The sequence below is a fragment of the Gammaproteobacteria bacterium genome (genome assembly GCA_033720895.1).
In the GTDB taxonomy this organism is placed as follows: domain Bacteria; phylum Pseudomonadota; class Gammaproteobacteria; order Natronospirales; family JAJUFS01; genus JAWWBS01.
Genome location: JAWWBS010000049.1, coordinates 1 through 17,292 on the forward strand (window position 1 = coordinate 1; position 17,292 = coordinate 17,292).

Here is a 17,292-nt window from a genome sequence, read left to right on the forward strand (position 1 = left end):
ATGGAATGGACCATCACCTTCGACGACCAGTCGCTGTATGTCTCGATCAAGCAACTGCACATCAGTACCGGTGTGCTGCTGTGCCTCGTCCTACCAGCCAGGATCGCCTGGCGGGTGGCCGAGGGCTGGAAGGATTCTGGCCTGCGGAACAAGCTGCTGAGAATCGCGGCCCTCGCCGGCCCGGTGTTGCTGCTTGCCTTGATCAGCGCGCAGGCGATGGTCGGGCTGTTTGCTCGCTGGACGGACAAGAACTGGGAAACCGGCATGGCGCAGACCCTGCCCTTCTTCGGGATGTTCGAGATTCCAGCCATCTTCGACCAGCCGCTACCAGACTGGAACCACTGGCTTGAAGATGCCCACGAAATCCTTGAAGAGCTGATCATCGCGATGCTGCTGCTTCACATCGCCGGCGCAGTGTTCCACTGGATCACTGCGTCACGTGGGACAACCCAGAACATGGCGCAGGCTCCTGAAGAAGAAGCAGGCCAAAAGCATTAAAGCAAAACGGCCCCGCTTTTGCGGGGCCGCGCCTGACCAACAAGCGATTCAGCCGAGAATCATCCTGAAACAGTCCACAGCTTGGCGATTAGTCATCAGACTTCCTTGTTTGCCTCGTCCCATTTCATGGGCTCCCACAGCTCGACCTTGTTGCCTTCCGGATCTATGATCCAGGCGAACTTGCCGTTCTCGTGCGACTCCGGCCCGGCGACGATCTCGACATTCGCTTTCTCCAGGTCGGCCAGCAGTTCATCGAGATCGTCCACGCGGTAATTGATCATGAAACTGGACTCGCTGGGACTGAACCACTCGCTGTCCTTGTCTGCCACATGCCAGACCGTCATGCCACCGTCGTTCGCCTTGTCTTCCTGCCAGTTGAGTATCGCCCCGCCCCACTCCTTGAGATCAAAGCCGAGATGATCGCGGTACCACGCCGCCAGCGCCTTGTTGTCCTTGCGGCTGTTGAAAAACACGCCGCCGATTCCGGTTACCTTGGCCATCGCGCTTTCTCCGTTTAATCGGTATCTGATTTCTATAGATCTCAGTCTACTTTCCGGCGTATTTCAGCATCCTCGACGACCTACCCAAGGTTTTCCGAAATACATTCAAACATCAAATAAAAAGATAGTTCCTCCTTTCCCACAAAGGAGGCTGCTTCATGCGACTACGGAATACACGATTCTTACCTTCATTGCTGCTACTAGCCTTGTCGGTGCCTGCTCTCGCGATTGTCGCAATCGAAGAATTCAATGCCTGGGCGTTCGAAATCGGCCTCTTCCCCTACTGGAACTGGGTCTACAACAGCTCAGGCGGCACAGATCTGGTCGGAGCGATGCTCGACGAGAACGGTTTCGTTCACCAAGACTCGTTCTTCGATGACGCCGACGGGAGCTTTATCGATGGAAATGTCTACCCAACCCCACTTGATTTCAACGACTGGTACGACGAAATAATCGCACCGGCTGGTGGGCCCGGCGGCGGAAGCTCTCCGCCTGAAGGCGATTCATCTGGATCAGGCTCATCCTCGGGCGGCGGAACATCCAGCAGTGGATCAGGAGGAAGCTGCATTGTAATGACAGATTGCCTGATCGCATCAGAAGGAAAATTTGAAGGAAACCATATGAACACATTACAGAAGACAGGCCTTCTGATGGCCGCCTCCCTTTCAGTCGCAGCCCCTGCTTCTCCGACTTCACCTGAAAATGACATACACAGGTTCCTGGCTGCACTCCACAAGAACAGTCATCTGTCCGAGCTTCGCTTCCTGGAAGGTGCCGTGAATCACCCACCGACCGACGAGACGGCTGAAACGGTAGTTCTCGGCCTGTTGGAGCCCCTCAATTTAACGGATGCACTTGACGAAAGCCGATTGACAGTCCGATGCTCCCGCTTTGCGTGCCAACTGAGCTTCTACCCGCTTCCCGAAACCAACCTGTTTGGCTTAGCGGACAGGGTCGCGAATAGCATCAGCAACTCATCCGACATTGCGTTCCTTGGCGTTGTTCCAACTGCAAGGGATCCCGAAGACCATGGACTGATACATGCATTTCTGTTGCGTGACTCATTTCAACAACTGTTAACGAAAACGGAATGATCCCGGGCCGCTGCATTCGGAAAGCAGAAGGCCGTCGAAAGACGGCCTTTTTTCATTCAGTACCTGCTCGCAATGTCTCCCGGTACGGTCCCTTGTTCCCCAGGTCGACCAGCACCTTCCACTCGCCGTCCTCGTTCCTGCGCCAGACGTTCAGGTACTTGCCTTCCAGCACGTAGGGCTCGCCATCCAGCGAGATGCCGCGGGCCTGCCAGTAGCCCCAGGAATGGCCGTAATCCCCGGAGGCCGCGGCGCCTGCGGCCTGGGGCTGCCAGTCGAGCCGGTAATCCACGCCGTCCAGCCAGGTCGCGATGCCCTTGTGCTTGAGCACGTCGCCCCCATCAGGCAGCATGATGGCGTCATAGGCGAGGTAGCGGCGGAAGGCCGTGGCGGTACCGCCCTTGCGGGACAGCTCGGCGAAATGATGATCGGCCGCGAGGATTTCCTCCGCGGCCTGCGCCGAGAGATCCGCCGGGGAACCACAGCCCGCCAGCAACGTCACACCAAGGACAGCCAGAACCCCGATTGCTTGCTTGATCCCCATTTTGTTTTTCCCCGGATCGAGTGTTGAAGCACAGCGGCAAGGATTACACGGAGAGCCATGGAAATGAATGCCCTGACCCTGGATAGCGACACCCGCGCCGGCGTGAACGAGCTGCACAAGGCCATCGAGTCGGTCAACAGCATCATTCTCGGCAAGCAGCAGGAAGTGAAGCTGGCAATGAGCTGCGTGCTCGCTGGCGGCCACCTGTTGATCGAGGACATTCCCGGTGTCGGCAAGACCACGCTGGCGCACGCGATGGCGCGCGCGCTGGGACTGGATTTCCAGCGCATCCAGTTCACCTCCGACCTGCTGCCCGCCGACATCCTCGGTGCGGCCATCTTCCGCCGCGAAACAGGCAATTTCGATTTCCAGGCGGGACCGATTTTTTCGCAGATGATCCTGGCCGACGAAGTGAATCGCGCCACGCCGAAAACACAAAGCGCGCTGCTGGAAGCGATGGAAGAACGCCAGGTGACGGCCGAAGGCGTGACCCGCCCGCTCCCCTCGCCGTTCTTCGTCATTGCCACACAGAACCCGCAGACCCAGATCGGCACCTTCCCGCTGCCGGAATCGCAGCTCGACCGTTTCCTGCTGCGCATCACCATGGGCTACCCGGCCGAAGCCGCCGAGCGCGAGCTGCTGGAAGGCCGCGATCGCCGTGACATGGTGCGCGACATCGAGCCGGTGATGGACGGCGAGCGCCTGCTGAAACTGCAGGCCAAGCTGGATTCGGTGGTGACGGCCGGACCGCTGCTGGATTACATCCAGGCGCTGGTGCGTTACAGCCGCGAGCTGCCGGATCTCGTCAGCGGCCTGTCGCCGCGCGCGGCATTGGCACTCAGGAGAGCCGCGCAGGCCTGGGCCATGCTGGATGGGCGCACCGCGGTCATTCCTGAAGACGTGCAAGCCGTGTTCGCTGGCGTGGTGAACCATCGCCTGCGCGAACGCGATGCCGAGCCCGGCCGTCGCCGCGAATCCATGGCGCAGGAAATCCTCGAAGCGGTGGCCATTCCTTAAGGCCTCATCGTGGTGAATCCTTTCACACGCACAATGAACGGCATCCGGGACTACGTCGAGTCCAAGGCGATCCGCTGGGCACGGCGTCGCCAGGGCGACGACCCGGTCGAGACGACCCTCGCCCGGCGACGCATTTACATCCTGCCGACACGCCAGGGCCTGCTGTTCGGGCTGGTCGTGTTCCTGATGCTGCTGGGTTCGATGAACTACTCCAACAGCATGGGCTTCGCGATGACCTTTTTCCTCGGCGCGCTGGGCGTGGTCGCGATGCACAACACGCATCGCAACCTGGAGAACCTGGTCCTGCGTCGCGGCAAGGCCGAGCCGGTGTTCGTCGGTTCCGATGCGCATTTCGATGTCATCGCGGAGAATCGTTCCAGCCTGCCGCGTGATGGCATTACCCTGACGCTTGCTCGCGAACCCATGAGTCGTGTCGACATCCCGGCCGGTGAACGCGCCACCTTGCAATATGCCATGCCGGCCAGGCAGCGCGGCTGGCTGGCCGCCGAGCGCATCGGCATCCACACCACCTGGCCCTTCGGGCTGTTCAAGGCCTGGGCCTGGGTCTACATGTCGCACCCGGTGCTGGTCTACCCCAGGCCGGCCGACAATCCGCCCAGGCCACCACTGCGTGCTGCGGAAGAAGGCGAGAGCCAGGAGTTCGATGGTGGCCAGGGTGATTTTTCAGGCTTGCGGGATTACCGCCAGGGCGATGCACCGAGGCACGTCGCCTGGAAAGCGTCGGCGCGGCTCCAGAACGACCTGCTGGTGAAGGAGTTCAAGGGCGGCAATGCCGTGTCGCGGGACTTCGACTTCGACGCGCTGGACTCGGCCGATCTCGAGTACCGCCTGTCGGTGCTGACGCGCTGGATTGTCGATGCCGAAAAAGCCGGTGAGCGCTACGCCCTCGCCCTCCCGGATGAACAGATTGCCATGGGCCAGGGACAGACCCACCGGGATCGCTGCCTGAAGGCACTGGCCCTGTTTCGCCTGCCGACCGCGAGGCCGGCACGATGAAGACGGTACTGCTGCAGGAGCTCGACACCCCGCCGGGCCACCAGCCCTTGAAGCTGACCTTGCTGGCGCTTGGCCTGCTGTTCGTCCCGCACTGGTTCATTTTCAATCCGCTGCTGACGGCAGCCCTGTATGCCACCCTGGCGTGGCGCTGGTTCGCATTGAACCGCAGCCATGCGATGCCGCCGGCCTGGATGCGCGTGTTGCTGGCCTTGACCGCCTTTGTCGCGATCCTCGGTCTCTACGGCAACATCAACGGTCCCGAGCCCGGCATGGCCTTGCTCTCGATCATGGTGGTCCTGAAACTCACCGAGGTGCGCAGGGTTCGTGATGCGCTGATGGTCGTGGTGCTGGGCTACTTCATCATTTTCGCGAGCTTCCTGTATTCGCAGGAAATCCCGCACGTGGTCATGCAGACACCTTCGCTGCTGTTCCTGACCGCCGCGTTGCTGGTGCTGGGCCACAACAAGGACGACGCGCGCGGCCGCAAAGTGCTGAAGCGCGCGGGCCGGCTGTCCCTGCAGGCCATCCCCTTTGCCATCCTGTTGTTCCTGCTGTTCCCCCGCATCCCGGGACCGCTGTGGGGCGTGCCCTCGGCCGGTGGCGATGGCATTTCGGGCCTGGACGACCGCATGACCCCGGGCTCGATCAGCAACCTGGTGCTCTCGGAAGACATTGCCTTCCGGGTACGCTTCGAAAACCAGGAAGACATTCCGCTACCATGGAACCGTTACTGGCGCGGACCGACCCTTCACCTGTTCAATGGCCAGAGCTGGTGGCGTGGCTTTGCCACCATCCAGTCGAATGACAATTTCGAACTGCGTGGTGATCCGGTCCGCTACACGGTCATGCAGGAACCGACCAACCAGGGCTGGTTGTTCGCCTTGCCGATGGCCGCGGAATATCCGCGCACCGCTGTCCTGACCCGCGATTTCACACTCACCTCGCGCCGGCCCCTGTCGCAACGCCAGCAATACCGCATGACTTCCTACCTCGACTACGTCATGAGCCCGGAGCTGAGCTCGCTGGAAGAACGCTGGGGTCTGCAGCTGCCGGATACCGGCAATGCCCGGACGCGCGAAATGATCGCGACATGGAAAGCGGAGGGATTGACGAACCGGGAGATCGTCTCGCGCGCACTGAACTTCTTTTCCAACGAGCCGTTTTACTACACCTTGCAACCTGAACGGCTTGACCGCGACCCCATCGACCAGTTCCTGTTCGAGACGCGCGAGGGCTTCTGCGAGCATTACGCCAGCGCCTTTACCTTCATGATGCGGGTGGCGGGCATTCCCTCCCGGGTCGTTACCGGCTACCAGGGCGGCGAGCTCAACGAACTGTCCGGCTTCCTGATCATCAAGCAATCCGATGCCCATGCCTGGGTGGAAGTCTGGTACGAGGACCAGGGCTGGACGAGGGTCGATCCGACGGCCGCAGTGGCACCCGATCGTATCGAGTTCGGCATCAATGCGGCGCTGGCGGGAGAAGAGAACCTGCCGGGACATCTAGGCCAGCGTTTCGCTGGTGATTTCCTGACGGAGCTCGAGATCAGCTGGGAAGCACTGAACGGCCTGTGGAACGAGTTCTTCCTAGGTTATGGCCCGGAAATGCAGCAGAACCTGATGCAGGCACTGGGCATGGAAAATCCCGACTGGACCAAGCTCGCCCTGTGGTTGTTCGGCCTGCTGGCACTGGGTGGGCTGCTGCTGGCGGCACTGCTGGCGTGGCAGGCAAGACCGCCAGCGACCGACCTGCCGCAGCGCGTCTACCTGCGACTGCGTCGGCGACTCGACCCTGATGCACCGGGGCACGAAGGGCCGCGGGACTTCTTCCTGCGCATGGAACAGCAGCACCCCGAAGTGGCAACGGAATTGCGTCGTTTCATGAACCAGTTGCTGACATTGCGCTATACCGGAACCGACAACGAAGACGTGCACCAGCTCCGCCAGCTTGCCCGCCAGATCACGCGCGGCACCGCCGACTGAACTAGTTCGGAACGGCTTCTTCCTCGACCAGCGTCAGCAGCCAGCCACCGATCACGAACAGCACCACAATGGACATGATCGCCATGCGTGGACTGCCGGTCAGCACGCCGACCCAGCCCATCAGCAAGGGACCGATGATGGTCGCAAACTTGCCCAGCATGCCGTAAAACCCGAAGAACTCGCCGGACTTGTCAGGTGGAATCAGGCGCGAGTAATACGAACGGCTCAGCGACTGGATGCCACCCTGCACAAGGCCGATCAGTACCGCCATGGCGAAGAACTCGGCCACGGTATCCAGGAAATAGGCCCAGAAGGTCACGAACACGTACACGGCAATCGCAAGATAGATGCCGCGCTTGGTACCGATCTTCGTACCCAGCCAGCCGAATGCGACCGCCGCCGGGAAGCCGACGAACTGCGTCAGCAGCAAGGCGACAATCAGGTCGGATGACTCGAAGCCGAGCGACAGGCCATAGTCCACCGCCATCTTGATCACGGTGTTCACGCCATCGATATAGAACCAGTATGCGATCAGGAACAGGAAGATCGGCTTCAGGGCGCGAATCTCGTGAAACGTGCCGATGAACTGCTTCCAGCCGGTGCGTATCGCCCGGGCGAAACCGACCTGCACCTCGGGCTCGCGTTCCTTGACGAACAGGAACACCGGGATCGAAAAGATCGCCCACCAGGCAGCCACCATCAGGAAGGAAATGCGCACGGCTTCGGCGGCATCTGCAAGGCCGAAGGTCGCAGGCTGCAAGGTCATCCAGACATTGATCGCAAACAGCAGGCCACCACCGAGGTAGCCGGCGGCATAACCCACACCGGACACGAAGTCGGAATGTTCCGGCTTCGCCACATCGACGATCAGCGCATCGTAGAACACGATGCCGGCCGTGAAGCCGACCGTGCCGAGCACGTACAGCGCCACCGCCATCTGCCAGTCGCCCTGCGCGACGAAATACAGCCCGGCCGTCATCAGCACGCCCAGCACGGTAAAGAACAGCAGGAATTTCTTGCGCGCCCCGCCGCGATCGGCAATCGCACCGAGAATCGGAGCGATGGCGGCAACAATGATGCCGGCGATGGCATTGCCCACACCGAGGTAGAAAGTGCTGGTTGAAGGGTCGGCATCGCCCGACCAGTACTGCTTGAGGAAAATCGGAAAGAAGCCCGCCATGACGGTCGTGGCGAATGCGGAGTTCGCCCAGTCGTAGAAGGTCCAGGACCAGACGGACCGGCCCTGCAGGGCACCTTTGACAGACATCGTTATCCCCTTTGCTGTGGTATCGCTAGGCGCGAGTCTACCTCAGCAAGGGGTGAATGCCGCAAGCGGCCCTACTCTGCAATCAGTTCGCGGGTGGCGCGGAACTCGATGTCCGGCCACTTTTCCTGCGCCAGCTGCAGGTTGACGCGCGTCGGTGCGATGTAGACCAGCTGGTCGCCATGATCGAGCGCGAGGTTGTCTTCGGCCTTGCGCTTGAACTCGGCCAGCATCTTGTCGTCATCGCAATGGATCCAACGCGCGGTGTTCACCTGCACGGTCTCGAAAATCGCTTCGACGCCGTATTCTTCCTTCAGGCGATGGGCGACCACGTCGAACTGCAGGATGCCGACCGCACCGAGAATCATGTCGTTGTTGCGCATGGGCTTGAACAGCTGCGTGGCACCCTCTTCGCAAAGCTGCTGCAAGCCCTTTTGCAGCTGCTTCATGCGCAGCGGATCCTTCAGCACGGCGCGCCGGAAAAGCTCCGGCGCAAAGCTCGGAATGCCGGTGAAGACCATGTCCTCGCCCTGCGTGAAGGTGTCACCGATATTGATGGTGCCGTGATTGTGCAGGCCGATGATGTCGCCAGCGTAAGCCGTCTCGGCGGATTCGCGATCCGAAGCCATGAAGGTCAGCGCATCGGCGATCTTCAGGTCCTTGCCCAGTCGCGAGCTCTTGATCTTCATGCCCTTGCGGAATTCGCCCGAGCATATCCGCATGAACGCAATGCGGTCACGATGCTGCGGATCCATGTTGGCCTGGATCTTGAACACGAAGCCGGTGAGCTTGTCTTCGTCCGGCGTGACCTCGCGTGTCGTGGTCGCGCGCGGCTGTGGCGCCGGCGCATGCTGCACGAAGGACTCCAGCAATTCACGCACGCCGAAGTTGGCAATTGCGGAACCGAAGAATACCGGCGTCAGCTCGCCCTTGAGGTAGGCATCGAGATCGAATTCGTTCGATGCGCCGCGTACCAGTTCGATTTCATCGCAATAGTCCGCATGATCGTTGCCGAGGAATTCCTTCGCCTCGTCGCTGTCCAGGCCCTCGATGATGCGCGTCTCGCCGAGGCGGCCTTTCTTGCCTTCCTTGCGGGACTCTTCGTAGATGTAGATGCGATCTTCCACCAGGTGGTAGATGCCGCGCAGCTGCTTGCCCATGCCGATGGGCCAGGTGATGGGTGCGCAGCGGATCTTCAGCACGTCCTCGACTTCATCCAGCAATTCGGTCGGCTCGCGGCCTTCGCGGTCGAGCTTGTTGATGAAGGTGAAGATCGGCGTGTCGCGCAGGCGACAGACATCCATCAGCTTGATGGTGCGCTCCTCGACGCCCTTGGCACAGTCGATCACCATCAGCGCCGAGTCCACTGCCGTCAGCGTGCGATAGGTATCCTCGGAAAAATCTTCATGGCCCGGGGTATCGAGCAGGTTGACGATGTGATCCTGGAACGGGAACTGCATCACCGACGAGGTGATGGAAATGCCGCGCTGCTGCTCCAGCTTCATCCAGTCCGACGTGGCATGGCGTGCCGCCTTGCGGCCCTTCACCGTGCCGGCGAGCTGGATCGCACCACCGAAGAGCAGGAGCTTCTCGGTCAGCGTGGTCTTGCCCGCATCAGGGTGGGAGATGATCGCAAAGGTGCGACGGCGCTGGATCTGTTTCTCGTGCATGAAGGAAATCGCCGGAATTGCTGCTCGAAATGAGGCGGCATTGTAGCGGAACACGGCCGCTGCTGCTGAACTCAGTCCAGTTCGGGCCCCAGCCCGGGCTGTTCTGCATCCGGCTCGCCCAGGCCCAGCGCCATGACCAGCGCGTCCTCGCGGCCGGGCCCGCCATTCGGCCCGCCCGGGTAGTAGTCCTTGCGGCGGCCGACCTCGCTGAAGCCGACCGATTCATAAAGCCGGACGGCCGCCTGGTTGGAAGGTCGCACTTCCAGCAGCGCCATCCTGGCACCGTAATCCGTGGACAGCTCCAGCAGGTGCAGCAACAGCTGCCGCCCGTAACCCTGGCCTTGCAGCTCCGGGTCGATGCAGACATTGAGAATATGGGTCTCGCCCACGGCCACCGACAGGACGCCGTGGCCGCGGATGCCGCCTTCGACTTCCATCACCCAGCAGCTGTAGCTGGCCCGGAGACAGTCGCGGAAAATACCGCGGGTCCAGGGACTGTTATAGGCCCGGGACTCGGTCAGCATGACGTGGTCGAGATCTTCCTCGCGCATCGGCCGGAACATCGGCACGGCGTCGAGCTGGGCACTCATCAGGCAGTGACCTCGCCGGCGGCCACCCGCCTGGCAAGTTTCAGGTCTTCCCAGACCTTGCGCTTCTCGATCGGCCGCCTGAGGAGGTAGGCCGGATGATAGGTCACCACGACCGGGATGCCGGTCGCGGGATGGCGATGCACCTTGCCCCGGAGCCTGGCAGTCGACTCGCTGCTGGACAGCAGCGTCTGCGCCGACACGCGGCCGACGCAGAGAATGACTTTCGGCTGCACCCACTCGATCTGCTTGTCCAGGAACCCGCTGCAAGCCGCAGCCTCGTCCTGGTGCGGATCACGATTGCTGGGTGGTCGGCATTTCAGGATGTTCGCAATGAAGCTCTTGCTGCGCGGCTGGTCGATGCTTTCGAGTATCAGGTCCAGCAACTGTCCTGCTGTGCCCACGAAAGGCTCGCCGCGCTTGTCCTCTTCGGCACCGGGCGCTTCACCTATGATCATCCAGTCGGCTTGCTCGTTGCCGACACCAAAGACGGTTTGCGTACGGGTCTTGTGCAGTTCGCAGGCCGTGCAGCCGGCTACCTCGGCGCGCAATTCGGACCAGTCGCTCGCCTGCACCTCGACGCCCTGCCGGGCAACGTCCGGATGCGGCTCCGTCGTCGGCGCGGACACCTGCGGCTGTTCGTATTCCAGCAAGGCCTTCATTTCGTTGGCAGCCGTCGACACCGGACGAGTTGGCGCGGGCGCGGCAGCATCTCCTGGCGCTGCCGGTGCCTCGACTGCCGCCGGTTCATGGCCGCGCAACACCCACTGCTGGATGCCGAGGCGATCTAGAATGGCAGCACGCTTGCTCATCGATACTCAGCTTGCGTCGGAATCTTCGGTTTCGTCATCGGCCGCCTCGCTGCCCGGGACATCATCTGCCCGTTGCAGGCGACGGCGACGCCAGCGAATGAGTGAAATGATCGGACCGCTGGCGGTGAATGTGAGCGCCATGACAAACAACACCCCCGGCGGATTGGTCGCTATCGCGACAAAGATCAGCAGGATGGGAAGAATCGTCGTGAAACGCACGCGGCGCGTGAGGCTGAAATCCTTGAAGCTGTAATAGCTGATGTTGCTGACCATCAGTGCACCGGCAGTCACGGTCAGGAAGAACGCCGGGATCGCCAGCATGCCACCCTCGATGCCGAGGCGCGCTCCGACCCAGACCGCACCGGCCACCACGGCCGCCGCCATCGGGCTGGGCAGGCCCTGGAAAAAGCGCTTGTCGACCACGCCGACACGAACATTGAAACGTGCCAGCCTGAGCGCCGCGCAACCGGTGAAGAAAAAGGCACCGATCCAACCCAGCTTGGCCCACAGCCAGCCGTAATCCGCCAGTCCTTCGAAACCCCACTGGTACATGACCAATGCCGGTGCCACGCCAAAGGACAACATGTCCGACAGCGAATCGTATTCCTTGCCGAAATCGCTCTGGGTGTTGGTCAGCCTGGCGACACGACCATCAAGGCCGTCCAGCACCATGGCCACGAAGATGGCGATGCCCGCTTCTTCGAAGCGATCGCTCATCGATGCCACGATGGCATAGAAACCGCAGAACAAGGCGGCCGTGGTGAACAGGTTGGGAAGCAGGTAGATACCGCGGCGCCGCTTCTTGACCGGCTGTTCGGTTTCTGGCGTCTTGGACTTGCTGCTCACTGCTGGTTCCTCCACGCGACAGGCCGCGGGATGCGGCCTGCTGCTCTCTCATATTCAAGGTGTGATGATGCCATGTTGGCCCGATTCTGTCAGGAACGGGCTGCCAGGGGGCAGGACGCCGGCGTGTCAGCGCTTGAGAAAGGCCATGCGGCTCCTGAGGCGCTCGCCGACCTCGTCCAGCAAGGCCTCGCGCGCCTCGGCACGGCCAGCCTTGATGACCGGCGCGCCGGTCTCGAGCTCCGCATCCAGGGTGGCGAGGAAGCGACCATCGCGAATTTCCGCCAGCAAATCGCGCATTGCCTGGCGACTGCTGTCATTGATGACCCTCGGGCCGGCGATATAGTCGCCGAACTCGGCGACCGGCGATATCGATTCGCGCATGCCGGCAATGCCCCGGCGTTGCACCATCCGGGCGATGAAGCTGACTTCGTGCAGGCAGCAGAAATATGCCACTTCCGGCTGGTAACCCGCCTCGACCAGGGTCTCGAACGCCATGCTGACGAGATGATTCATGCCACCGCAGAGCACGGCCTGCTCGGCAAACAGGTCGGTTTCGGTTTCCTCGGCGACCGTCGTTTCAATGACGCCCGCGTGGCCATGGCCATTGGCAAGGGCATAGCCTTCGGCAATGGCCCGCGCCTGGCTCGTGCCGTCCTGCGCCACCGCCAGCAGCGCCGGCACGCCGGCACCCTTGAGGTAGACCTCGCGAACCTGCTCGCCGATACCCATCGGCGCGACCAGCACCACATCCAGGTCCTCCCGCGGCCGGAGCTTGCCGAAATGCAGGGAATAACCATGTGCAAATACCAGGCAGGCGCCCTGCTGTATCGATATCTCCAGCTCGGCGTAAACTTCGGGCTGCACCGTATCCGGCACCAGCATGACGATGACATCTGCATCCCTGGCCGCATCCGCCGGCGGCAATACCTCCAGGCCATCCGCCACGGCTTGCTCGCGCCGCGACGATTCCGACCGCAGGCCGACGCAGACATCATGGCCGCTGTCCTTGAGGTTCTGCGCCTGGGCGCGGCCCTGGGCGCCATAGCCGAGCACGGCAATCCGCTTGCCGGCCAGCCCGCTGGCATCGAGATCGTTCATGTAGAGGGTTGTCATAGCTCGGCAAAGTACGTCCGCCGCTCGCGCTTTTCAAGCAAATCAGGGACCTGCCCTGCCCATGGCGGATCGAAACCGCAGCTCCGACCTGTACTGGCTGGCGGCCAGCGCATACAATCCGCCTTGGAATAAATCATCAACATAATCAGGAAGCTACATGCGCACCTCCCAGTTCCCGCTCGCCACCACCAAGGAAACCCCGGCCGACGCCGAGATCGTCAGCCACCAGCTCATGCTGCGCGCGGGCATGATTCGCCGCCAGGCCGCCGGCTTGTACACCTGGATGCCACTGGGCGTGCGGGTGCTGCGCAAGGTCGAGAACATCGTCCGCGAGGAGATGGATCGTGCCGGTGCGGTGGAAATCCTGATGCCGACGGTACAGGCGGCCGAGCTGTGGGAAGAATCGGGCCGCTGGGACGAGTACGGCCCGGAGTTGCTGCGCCTCAAGGACCGCCACAACCGCGAGTTCTGCTACGCGCCGACCGCGGAGGAAGTCGTCACCGACATCATCCGTCGCGAGATTCACAGCTACAAGCAGCTGCCGCTGACGCTCTACCAGATCCAGACCAAGTTCCGCGACGAGATCCGCCCGCGCTTCGGCGTGATGCGTGGTCGCGAGTTCACCATGAAGGACGCCTACTCTTTCCATCTCGACGACGACTCGCTGGACCAGACCTATCACGCCATGCACGCGGCCTACTCGCGCATTTTCGAACGTATCGGCCTGGAATTCCGTCCCGTGCGCGCCGACACCGGCGCGATCGGCGGCAGTTTTTCTCACGAATTCCACGTGCTGGCCGATTCCGGTGAAGACGCGATCGCGTTCTCGACCGACAGCGATTACGCCGCGAATACCGAACTGGCCGAAGCGATCGCACCGAAGACGGAACGACCTGCCCCGGGCGCCGACATGGAAAAGTTTGCAACCCCCGGACTGCGCACCATCGACGCGCTGGCAGAGTCCGCTGGCGTACCCGCCGATCGCTCGATCAAGATTCTTTTTGTCGAGGGCGAGAACGACGACACCGTCGCGCTGGTGCTGCGTGGCGATCACACGCTTAACGAAGTAAAAGCCGCCAAGATCGAGGGCGTCGCCAGCCCGCTGGTGTTTGCTTCCGCCGAGGCGATCAAGGAGTTGACGGGCGCTGCCCCGGGATCCTGCGGACCGGTCGGACTGGACTGCCCGATCATTGTCGACCATGCCGCTGCCGTGCTCGCGGATTTCGTGACCGGCGCCAATGAAGACGACTTCCACTTGAAGAACGTCAACTGGGACCGTGATGCGAAGATCACCGCTACCGCCGACCTGCGCAACGTGGTCGAAGGCGACCCGAGCCCGGATGGCAAGGGAACGCTGAAGATCGCACGCGGCATCGAAGTCGGTCACATCTTCCAGCTGGGTCGCAAGTACAGCGAAGCGATGAATGCGCGCGTGCTCGATGAAGGCGGCAAGGAACAGGTCCTGACCATGGGCTGTTATGGCATCGGCGTGACCCGCGTGGTTGCTGCCGCGATCGAGCAGAACCATGACGATGCCGGCATCATCTGGCCGGATGCGATCGCACCCTTCGAAGTGGCAATCGTGCCGATGAACATGCAGAAGTCCGATGCCGTCCGCGAAGCGGCCGAAAAGCTTTACGCCGAATTGCAGGCCGACGGCATCGATGTGCTGCTGGACGATCGCAAGGCGCGTCCAGGTGTGATGTTCGCTGACATGGAACTGACCGGCATCCCGCATCGCGTTGTCATCGGTGACCGTGGTCTTGCCAACGACCAGGTCGAGTACAAGCATCGCACCGATGAAAAGCCGACCGATGTCGCCGTGGGTGAGATCGCGAACCAGCTGAAGGCAAGACTGGGGCGCTGATGCGCGTGCCGGCTCTCAACTGCTGTCGATTCCTGCTGGCCGCTACGCTTGCCGGCATGTCGTCGCATTTGCTGGCCGGACCGCAGGAACGCGATCCGGAGCTGGGCAAGCTGTTGAAGTCCGCCATCGAGAACGCCGAGTCGTTCGAAGATCGCTTCGATGCCGAGGTCTGGATGACCGACATGTCGCATCGCCTTTACAAGTACGTGAAGGATCACGAGGAACGCCTCACCATACTCCGCCTGGTGCATCGCGAGGCCACGCGTGCCGGCCTGCCGCCCGAGCTGGTACTGGCGGTCATCGAGGTGGAAAGCGCATTCGATCGGTTCGCAATTTCCTACGCGGGGGCGCAGGGGCTGATGCAGGTCATGCCTTTCTGGCTGGACGAGATCGGCCACCCCGAAGACAACCTGTTCGACATGGAAACCAACGTCCGCATGGGCGTGATCATCCTGAAGTACTACATCGACATGGAAAACGGTGATTACCGCAAGGGACTGGCGCGCTACAACGGCAGCACCGGCCGTCGCAAATACCCGGACAAGGTCTTCAGCGCCTTGTCGGAACGCTGGTATCGCCGCTAGCTTTCAGTTCAACCAGTGGTGCTGAATGAAGCCGGTGGCGCATCATCGGCATCGTGAATCTCTACCGATTTCACTCGCGCGAACTTCGGCCCGTGGTGCAACCACTCGACCAGCATGTCGACATCTTCCTCGCGACCGCAGGCCAGCACCTCCACGCGACCGTCATCAAGGTTGTGTGCGTAACCCGTGACGTTCCACTTCGCCGCCTTCTCTGCAGTCGAGGCACGGTAGAACACGCCCTGCACGCGTCCGTCCACGAAACACCGCTTGCATACCGACATGGAACTGCTCCATTCATTGCTTCAATGATTTCTTGATACGCCAAAGCGGGCACAAAAAAAAGAGGGCTCGGAGAGCCCTCTTTCTTCAATCACCGGAACTGTGATCAGTTCGACAGGTAAGCCTCGTCGGAAGCTTCCGTCTCGCCGATGGTCCATGCACCACGGGTCTTGGCGTGGTTCACGGCGGCGTCGACAGCACCTGCAGTCGGGTTCTTGTCGATGTCGAACTCCTGGCCCGGGTAGATCAGGTCAGCGTCCGAAATCTTGTCGCTGTTGGTCTTGTAGATCAGCGGCCACTGGTAGCTGTTGCCGTAGACTTCGCTCTTGCCAGCAATGCCCCACAGGCTGTCACCAGCGACAACCGAGTAGGTCATCATGGCAGCATCCAGCTCGGAAGCGAGGCCAGCCAGCAGGTCACGTGCACGGCAACCTTCGTTGTTGTCCATCGCAGCCTTGGCCGCGTCCAGGGTACCCTGCTGATCGCTGTTCAGGCCGGTGTACGCCATCACTTCTTCGAGCAGAACGTTGGCGCGCTCCAGGCAAGCAGCATTCTCGGCGGCACGGCGCTCGGCTTCTTCAGCAGCGCGCTGCGCTTCGAGTTCGGCCTGCGTCGGACCGGTCTGCTCCGGTGCGGTGGCGCAACCGGCTGCGATGCCGAACGACAGCAGCAGCATGGCAATCGTCTTGAATGCAATCTTGTTCATTAGTCTCACTCCGGGCCTAACTTGTTGTTTTGAATGACGGAATTCCGAGGGAACCCGCCAAGACTCTAGAAACTTCACTTGAAACTACCCTCGCTGGAAAAAGCTGTCAAGCGAGGCAGGTCTCAAGAATGTAGCATAAGTTAAGGATGTTACACCGTTTTTTCGGTAACGTTGTGACCGGTGTCGCAGCTCTGGCACCCGATGCGAGGCGATATTTGCACGCCTCTCATTGGTTAGAATGTCGCGACACCTGCAGCCCGCCGACCCACAACGCGGTCTGCACTGCCATCTTCCCCATTCACAGGACGTTTTACATCCATGAAAGTGACGATTTTGCACAATCCGCGCTGCTCAAAGTCCCGCCAGGCCCTGGGCTTGTTGCAAGACCGGGGCGTCGAGCCCGAGATTGTCGAGTACCTCAAGCAGCCCCTGGACCGGCCTGCGCTGGAGACACTGGCTGGCATGCTGGACGAGCCGGTCAGCGCGATGGTTCGCAGCGGCGAGGATGAATACAAGGCAGCCGGTCTCGGCAAGGACAGCAGCGACGAAGAACTGCTGGCCGCCATTGCCGAATTCCCGAAGCTGCTGCAACGACCCATCGTTATCGCCGGAGACAAGGCAGCCATCGGCCGCCCACCGGAAGCCGTGCTGGAGCTGCTCGCATGAGTGACATCCTGGTGCTTTATTACAGTCGCACGGGTCATGTCGCAGAAATGGCGCAACAGATCGCGCGTGGCATCGACTCGGTCAAGGGTGCCAGCGCTCGCATTCGCACCGTGCCACCGGTATCGCCCGTGACCGAAGCAACCGAGGACGACATCCCTGCCGATGGGCCGCCCTATGCCAGCCACGACGACCTGCGCGAATGTGCCGGCCTGGCGCTCGGCAGCCCGACGCGCTTCGGAAACATGGCGG

Annotated in this window: 19 protein-coding genes; 9 read left to right on the forward strand and 10 right to left on the reverse strand. The window is 61.5% G+C overall.

The annotated features are described in order from the left end of the window. The coding region (locus R3217_07900) for a cytochrome b/b6 domain-containing protein (protein MDX1455359.1) at nt 1–498 on the forward strand (498 nt) is incomplete at its 5' end. 95 nt (nt 499–593) lie between these two features. On the opposite strand, the gene R3217_07905 is transcribed toward R3217_07900, so the two are convergent. Next, nucleotides 594–998 carry a VOC family protein gene (locus R3217_07905; GenBank protein MDX1455360.1) on the reverse strand — a complete coding sequence of 135 codons (405 nt, stop codon included), beginning with the start codon at nt 996–998 and terminating at the stop codon, nt 594–596. Nucleotides 999–1,156: 158 nt separating this feature from the next. Here R3217_07905 and R3217_07910 point away from each other — a divergent pair, with 158 nt between their 5' ends. Beyond that, entirely contained in the window at nt 1,157–2,092 is a 936-nt protein-coding gene (locus R3217_07910; GenBank protein MDX1455361.1) for a hypothetical protein, read from the forward strand. Nucleotides 2,093–2,144: 52 nt separating this feature from the next. Here the strand turns inward: R3217_07910 and R3217_07915 are convergent, their stop codons facing one another. Further along, nucleotides 2,145–2,633: a DUF4440 domain-containing protein gene (locus R3217_07915; GenBank protein MDX1455362.1), complete on the reverse strand. Its 489-nt coding sequence runs from the start codon at nt 2,631–2,633 to the stop codon at nt 2,145–2,147. A 63-nt stretch (nt 2,634–2,696) separates the two neighbouring features. On the opposite strand from R3217_07915, the gene R3217_07920 reads away from it, so the two are divergent. The 3 genes from R3217_07920 to R3217_07930 are packed head-to-tail and all read left to right on the forward strand — an operon-like array spanning nt 2,697 to nt 6,649. Further along, complete coding sequence (locus R3217_07920) at nt 2,697–3,650, forward strand: AAA family ATPase (protein MDX1455363.1); 954 nt, start codon at nt 2,697–2,699, stop codon at nt 3,648–3,650. A 33-nt stretch (nt 3,651–3,683) separates the two neighbouring features. Then, entirely contained in the window at nt 3,684–4,667 is a 984-nt protein-coding gene (locus R3217_07925; GenBank protein MDX1455364.1) for a DUF58 domain-containing protein, read from the forward strand. Beyond that, nucleotides 4,664–6,649, forward strand: a complete 1,986-nt coding sequence (locus R3217_07930) for a DUF3488 and transglutaminase-like domain-containing protein (protein MDX1455365.1) — start codon at nt 4,664–4,666, stop codon at nt 6,647–6,649. Before R3217_07925 ends, R3217_07930 begins: the two co-directional genes overlap by 4 nt. A 1-nt stretch (nt 6,650) precedes the next feature. Here R3217_07930 and R3217_07935 read toward each other — a convergent pair whose 3' ends face one another. The 6 genes from R3217_07935 to ilvC all read right to left on the reverse strand — a co-directional run bounded on the left by R3217_07935 (nt 6,651) and on the right by ilvC (nt 12,941). After that, nucleotides 6,651–7,916, reverse strand: coding sequence for an MFS transporter (locus tag R3217_07935; GenBank protein ID MDX1455366.1), 1,266 nt, complete (start codon nt 7,914–7,916; stop codon nt 6,651–6,653). 71 nt (nt 7,917–7,987) lie between these two features. After that, nucleotides 7,988–9,583: a peptide chain release factor 3 gene (locus R3217_07940; GenBank protein ID MDX1455367.1), complete on the reverse strand. Its 1,596-nt coding sequence runs from the start codon at nt 9,581–9,583 to the stop codon at nt 7,988–7,990. 71 nt (nt 9,584–9,654) lie between these two features. Next, nucleotides 9,655–10,173, reverse strand: a complete 519-nt coding sequence (rimI, locus tag R3217_07945; protein MDX1455368.1) for a ribosomal protein S18-alanine N-acetyltransferase — start codon at nt 10,171–10,173, stop codon at nt 9,655–9,657. Next, on the reverse strand, nt 10,173–10,982 hold the full coding sequence (locus tag R3217_07950; protein MDX1455369.1) for a uracil-DNA glycosylase: 810 nt from the start codon (nt 10,980–10,982) through the stop codon (nt 10,173–10,175). Before R3217_07950 ends, rimI begins: the two co-directional genes overlap by 1 nt. Nucleotides 10,983–10,988: 6 nt before the next feature. Next, on the reverse strand, nt 10,989–11,828 hold the full coding sequence (gene pssA / locus R3217_07955; protein MDX1455370.1) for a CDP-diacylglycerol--serine O-phosphatidyltransferase: 840 nt from the start codon (nt 11,826–11,828) through the stop codon (nt 10,989–10,991). 126 nt (nt 11,829–11,954) lie between these two features. Further along, nucleotides 11,955–12,941 carry a ketol-acid reductoisomerase gene (gene ilvC / locus R3217_07960; protein ID MDX1455371.1) on the reverse strand — a complete coding sequence of 329 codons (987 nt, stop codon included), beginning with the start codon at nt 12,939–12,941 and terminating at the stop codon, nt 11,955–11,957. A 157-nt stretch (nt 12,942–13,098) separates the two neighbouring features. Between ilvC and R3217_07965 the strand changes: the two genes are divergently transcribed. Next, nucleotides 13,099–14,808 (forward strand): proline--tRNA ligase, encoded by a 1,710-nt coding sequence (locus R3217_07965; protein ID MDX1455372.1) that lies wholly within the window; start codon nt 13,099–13,101, stop codon nt 14,806–14,808. Nucleotides 14,809–14,864: 56 nt separating this feature from the next. Next, nucleotides 14,865–15,392: a lytic transglycosylase domain-containing protein gene (locus R3217_07970; protein ID MDX1455373.1), complete on the forward strand. Its 528-nt coding sequence runs from the start codon at nt 14,865–14,867 to the stop codon at nt 15,390–15,392. Between the two features lie 8 nt (nt 15,393–15,400). Here R3217_07970 and R3217_07975 read toward each other — a convergent pair whose 3' ends face one another. Both R3217_07975 and R3217_07980 read right to left on the reverse strand, forming a co-directional pair. Next, complete coding sequence (locus tag R3217_07975) at nt 15,401–15,673, reverse strand: acylphosphatase (GenBank protein MDX1455374.1); 273 nt, start codon at nt 15,671–15,673, stop codon at nt 15,401–15,403. A 104-nt stretch (nt 15,674–15,777) separates the two neighbouring features. Further along, a complete protein-coding gene (locus R3217_07980; GenBank protein MDX1455375.1) occupies nt 15,778–16,377 on the reverse strand; it encodes a LysM peptidoglycan-binding domain-containing protein in 600 nt (199 codons plus the stop codon). Nucleotides 16,378–16,695: 318 nt separating this feature from the next. On the opposite strand from R3217_07980, the gene arsC reads away from it, so the two are divergent. After that, nucleotides 16,696–17,043, forward strand: a complete 348-nt coding sequence (gene arsC / locus R3217_07985) for an arsenate reductase (glutaredoxin) (protein MDX1455376.1) — start codon at nt 16,696–16,698, stop codon at nt 17,041–17,043. Then, a partial coding sequence (locus tag R3217_07990; protein ID MDX1455377.1) for an NAD(P)H-quinone oxidoreductase occupies nt 17,040–17,292 on the forward strand: 253 nt, incomplete at its 3' end. The genes arsC and R3217_07990, both read left to right, overlap by 4 nt.

What these genes read in the sequence shown, in the direction of transcription:
- arsC (MDX1455376.1), top strand. Translation starts at nt 16,696, where the DNA reads ATGAAAGTGACGATTTTGCACAATCCGCGCTGCTCAAAGTCCCGCCAG.
- R3217_07930 (MDX1455365.1), top strand. Translation starts at nt 4,664, where the DNA reads ATGAAGACGGTACTGCTGCAGGAGCTCGACACCCCGCCGGGCCACCAG.
- R3217_07910 (MDX1455361.1), top strand. Translation starts at nt 1,157, where the DNA reads ATGCGACTACGGAATACACGATTCTTACCTTCATTGCTGCTACTAGCC.
- R3217_07980 (MDX1455375.1), bottom strand. Translation starts at nt 16,377, where the DNA reads ATGAACAAGATTGCATTCAAGACGATTGCCATGCTGCTGCTGTCGTTC.
- R3217_07920 (MDX1455363.1), top strand. Translation starts at nt 2,697, where the DNA reads ATGAATGCCCTGACCCTGGATAGCGACACCCGCGCCGGCGTGAACGAG.
- R3217_07940 (MDX1455367.1), bottom strand. Translation starts at nt 9,583, where the DNA reads ATGCACGAGAAACAGATCCAGCGCCGTCGCACCTTTGCGATCATCTCC.
- R3217_07915 (MDX1455362.1), bottom strand. Translation starts at nt 2,633, where the DNA reads ATGGGGATCAAGCAAGCAATCGGGGTTCTGGCTGTCCTTGGTGTGACG.
- R3217_07950 (MDX1455369.1), bottom strand. Translation starts at nt 10,982, where the DNA reads ATGAGCAAGCGTGCTGCCATTCTAGATCGCCTCGGCATCCAGCAGTGG.
- rimI (MDX1455368.1), bottom strand. Translation starts at nt 10,173, where the DNA reads ATGAGTGCCCAGCTCGACGCCGTGCCGATGTTCCGGCCGATGCGCGAG.
- R3217_07975 (MDX1455374.1), bottom strand. Translation starts at nt 15,673, where the DNA reads ATGTCGGTATGCAAGCGGTGTTTCGTGGACGGACGCGTGCAGGGCGTG.
- R3217_07965 (MDX1455372.1), top strand. Translation starts at nt 13,099, where the DNA reads ATGCGCACCTCCCAGTTCCCGCTCGCCACCACCAAGGAAACCCCGGCC.
- R3217_07905 (MDX1455360.1), bottom strand. Translation starts at nt 998, where the DNA reads ATGGCCAAGGTAACCGGAATCGGCGGCGTGTTTTTCAACAGCCGCAAG.
- R3217_07935 (MDX1455366.1), bottom strand. Translation starts at nt 7,916, where the DNA reads ATGTCTGTCAAAGGTGCCCTGCAGGGCCGGTCCGTCTGGTCCTGGACC.
- ilvC (MDX1455371.1), bottom strand. Translation starts at nt 12,941, where the DNA reads ATGACAACCCTCTACATGAACGATCTCGATGCCAGCGGGCTGGCCGGC.
- R3217_07970 (MDX1455373.1), top strand. Translation starts at nt 14,865, where the DNA reads ATGTCGTCGCATTTGCTGGCCGGACCGCAGGAACGCGATCCGGAGCTG.
- R3217_07925 (MDX1455364.1), top strand. Translation starts at nt 3,684, where the DNA reads ATGAACGGCATCCGGGACTACGTCGAGTCCAAGGCGATCCGCTGGGCA.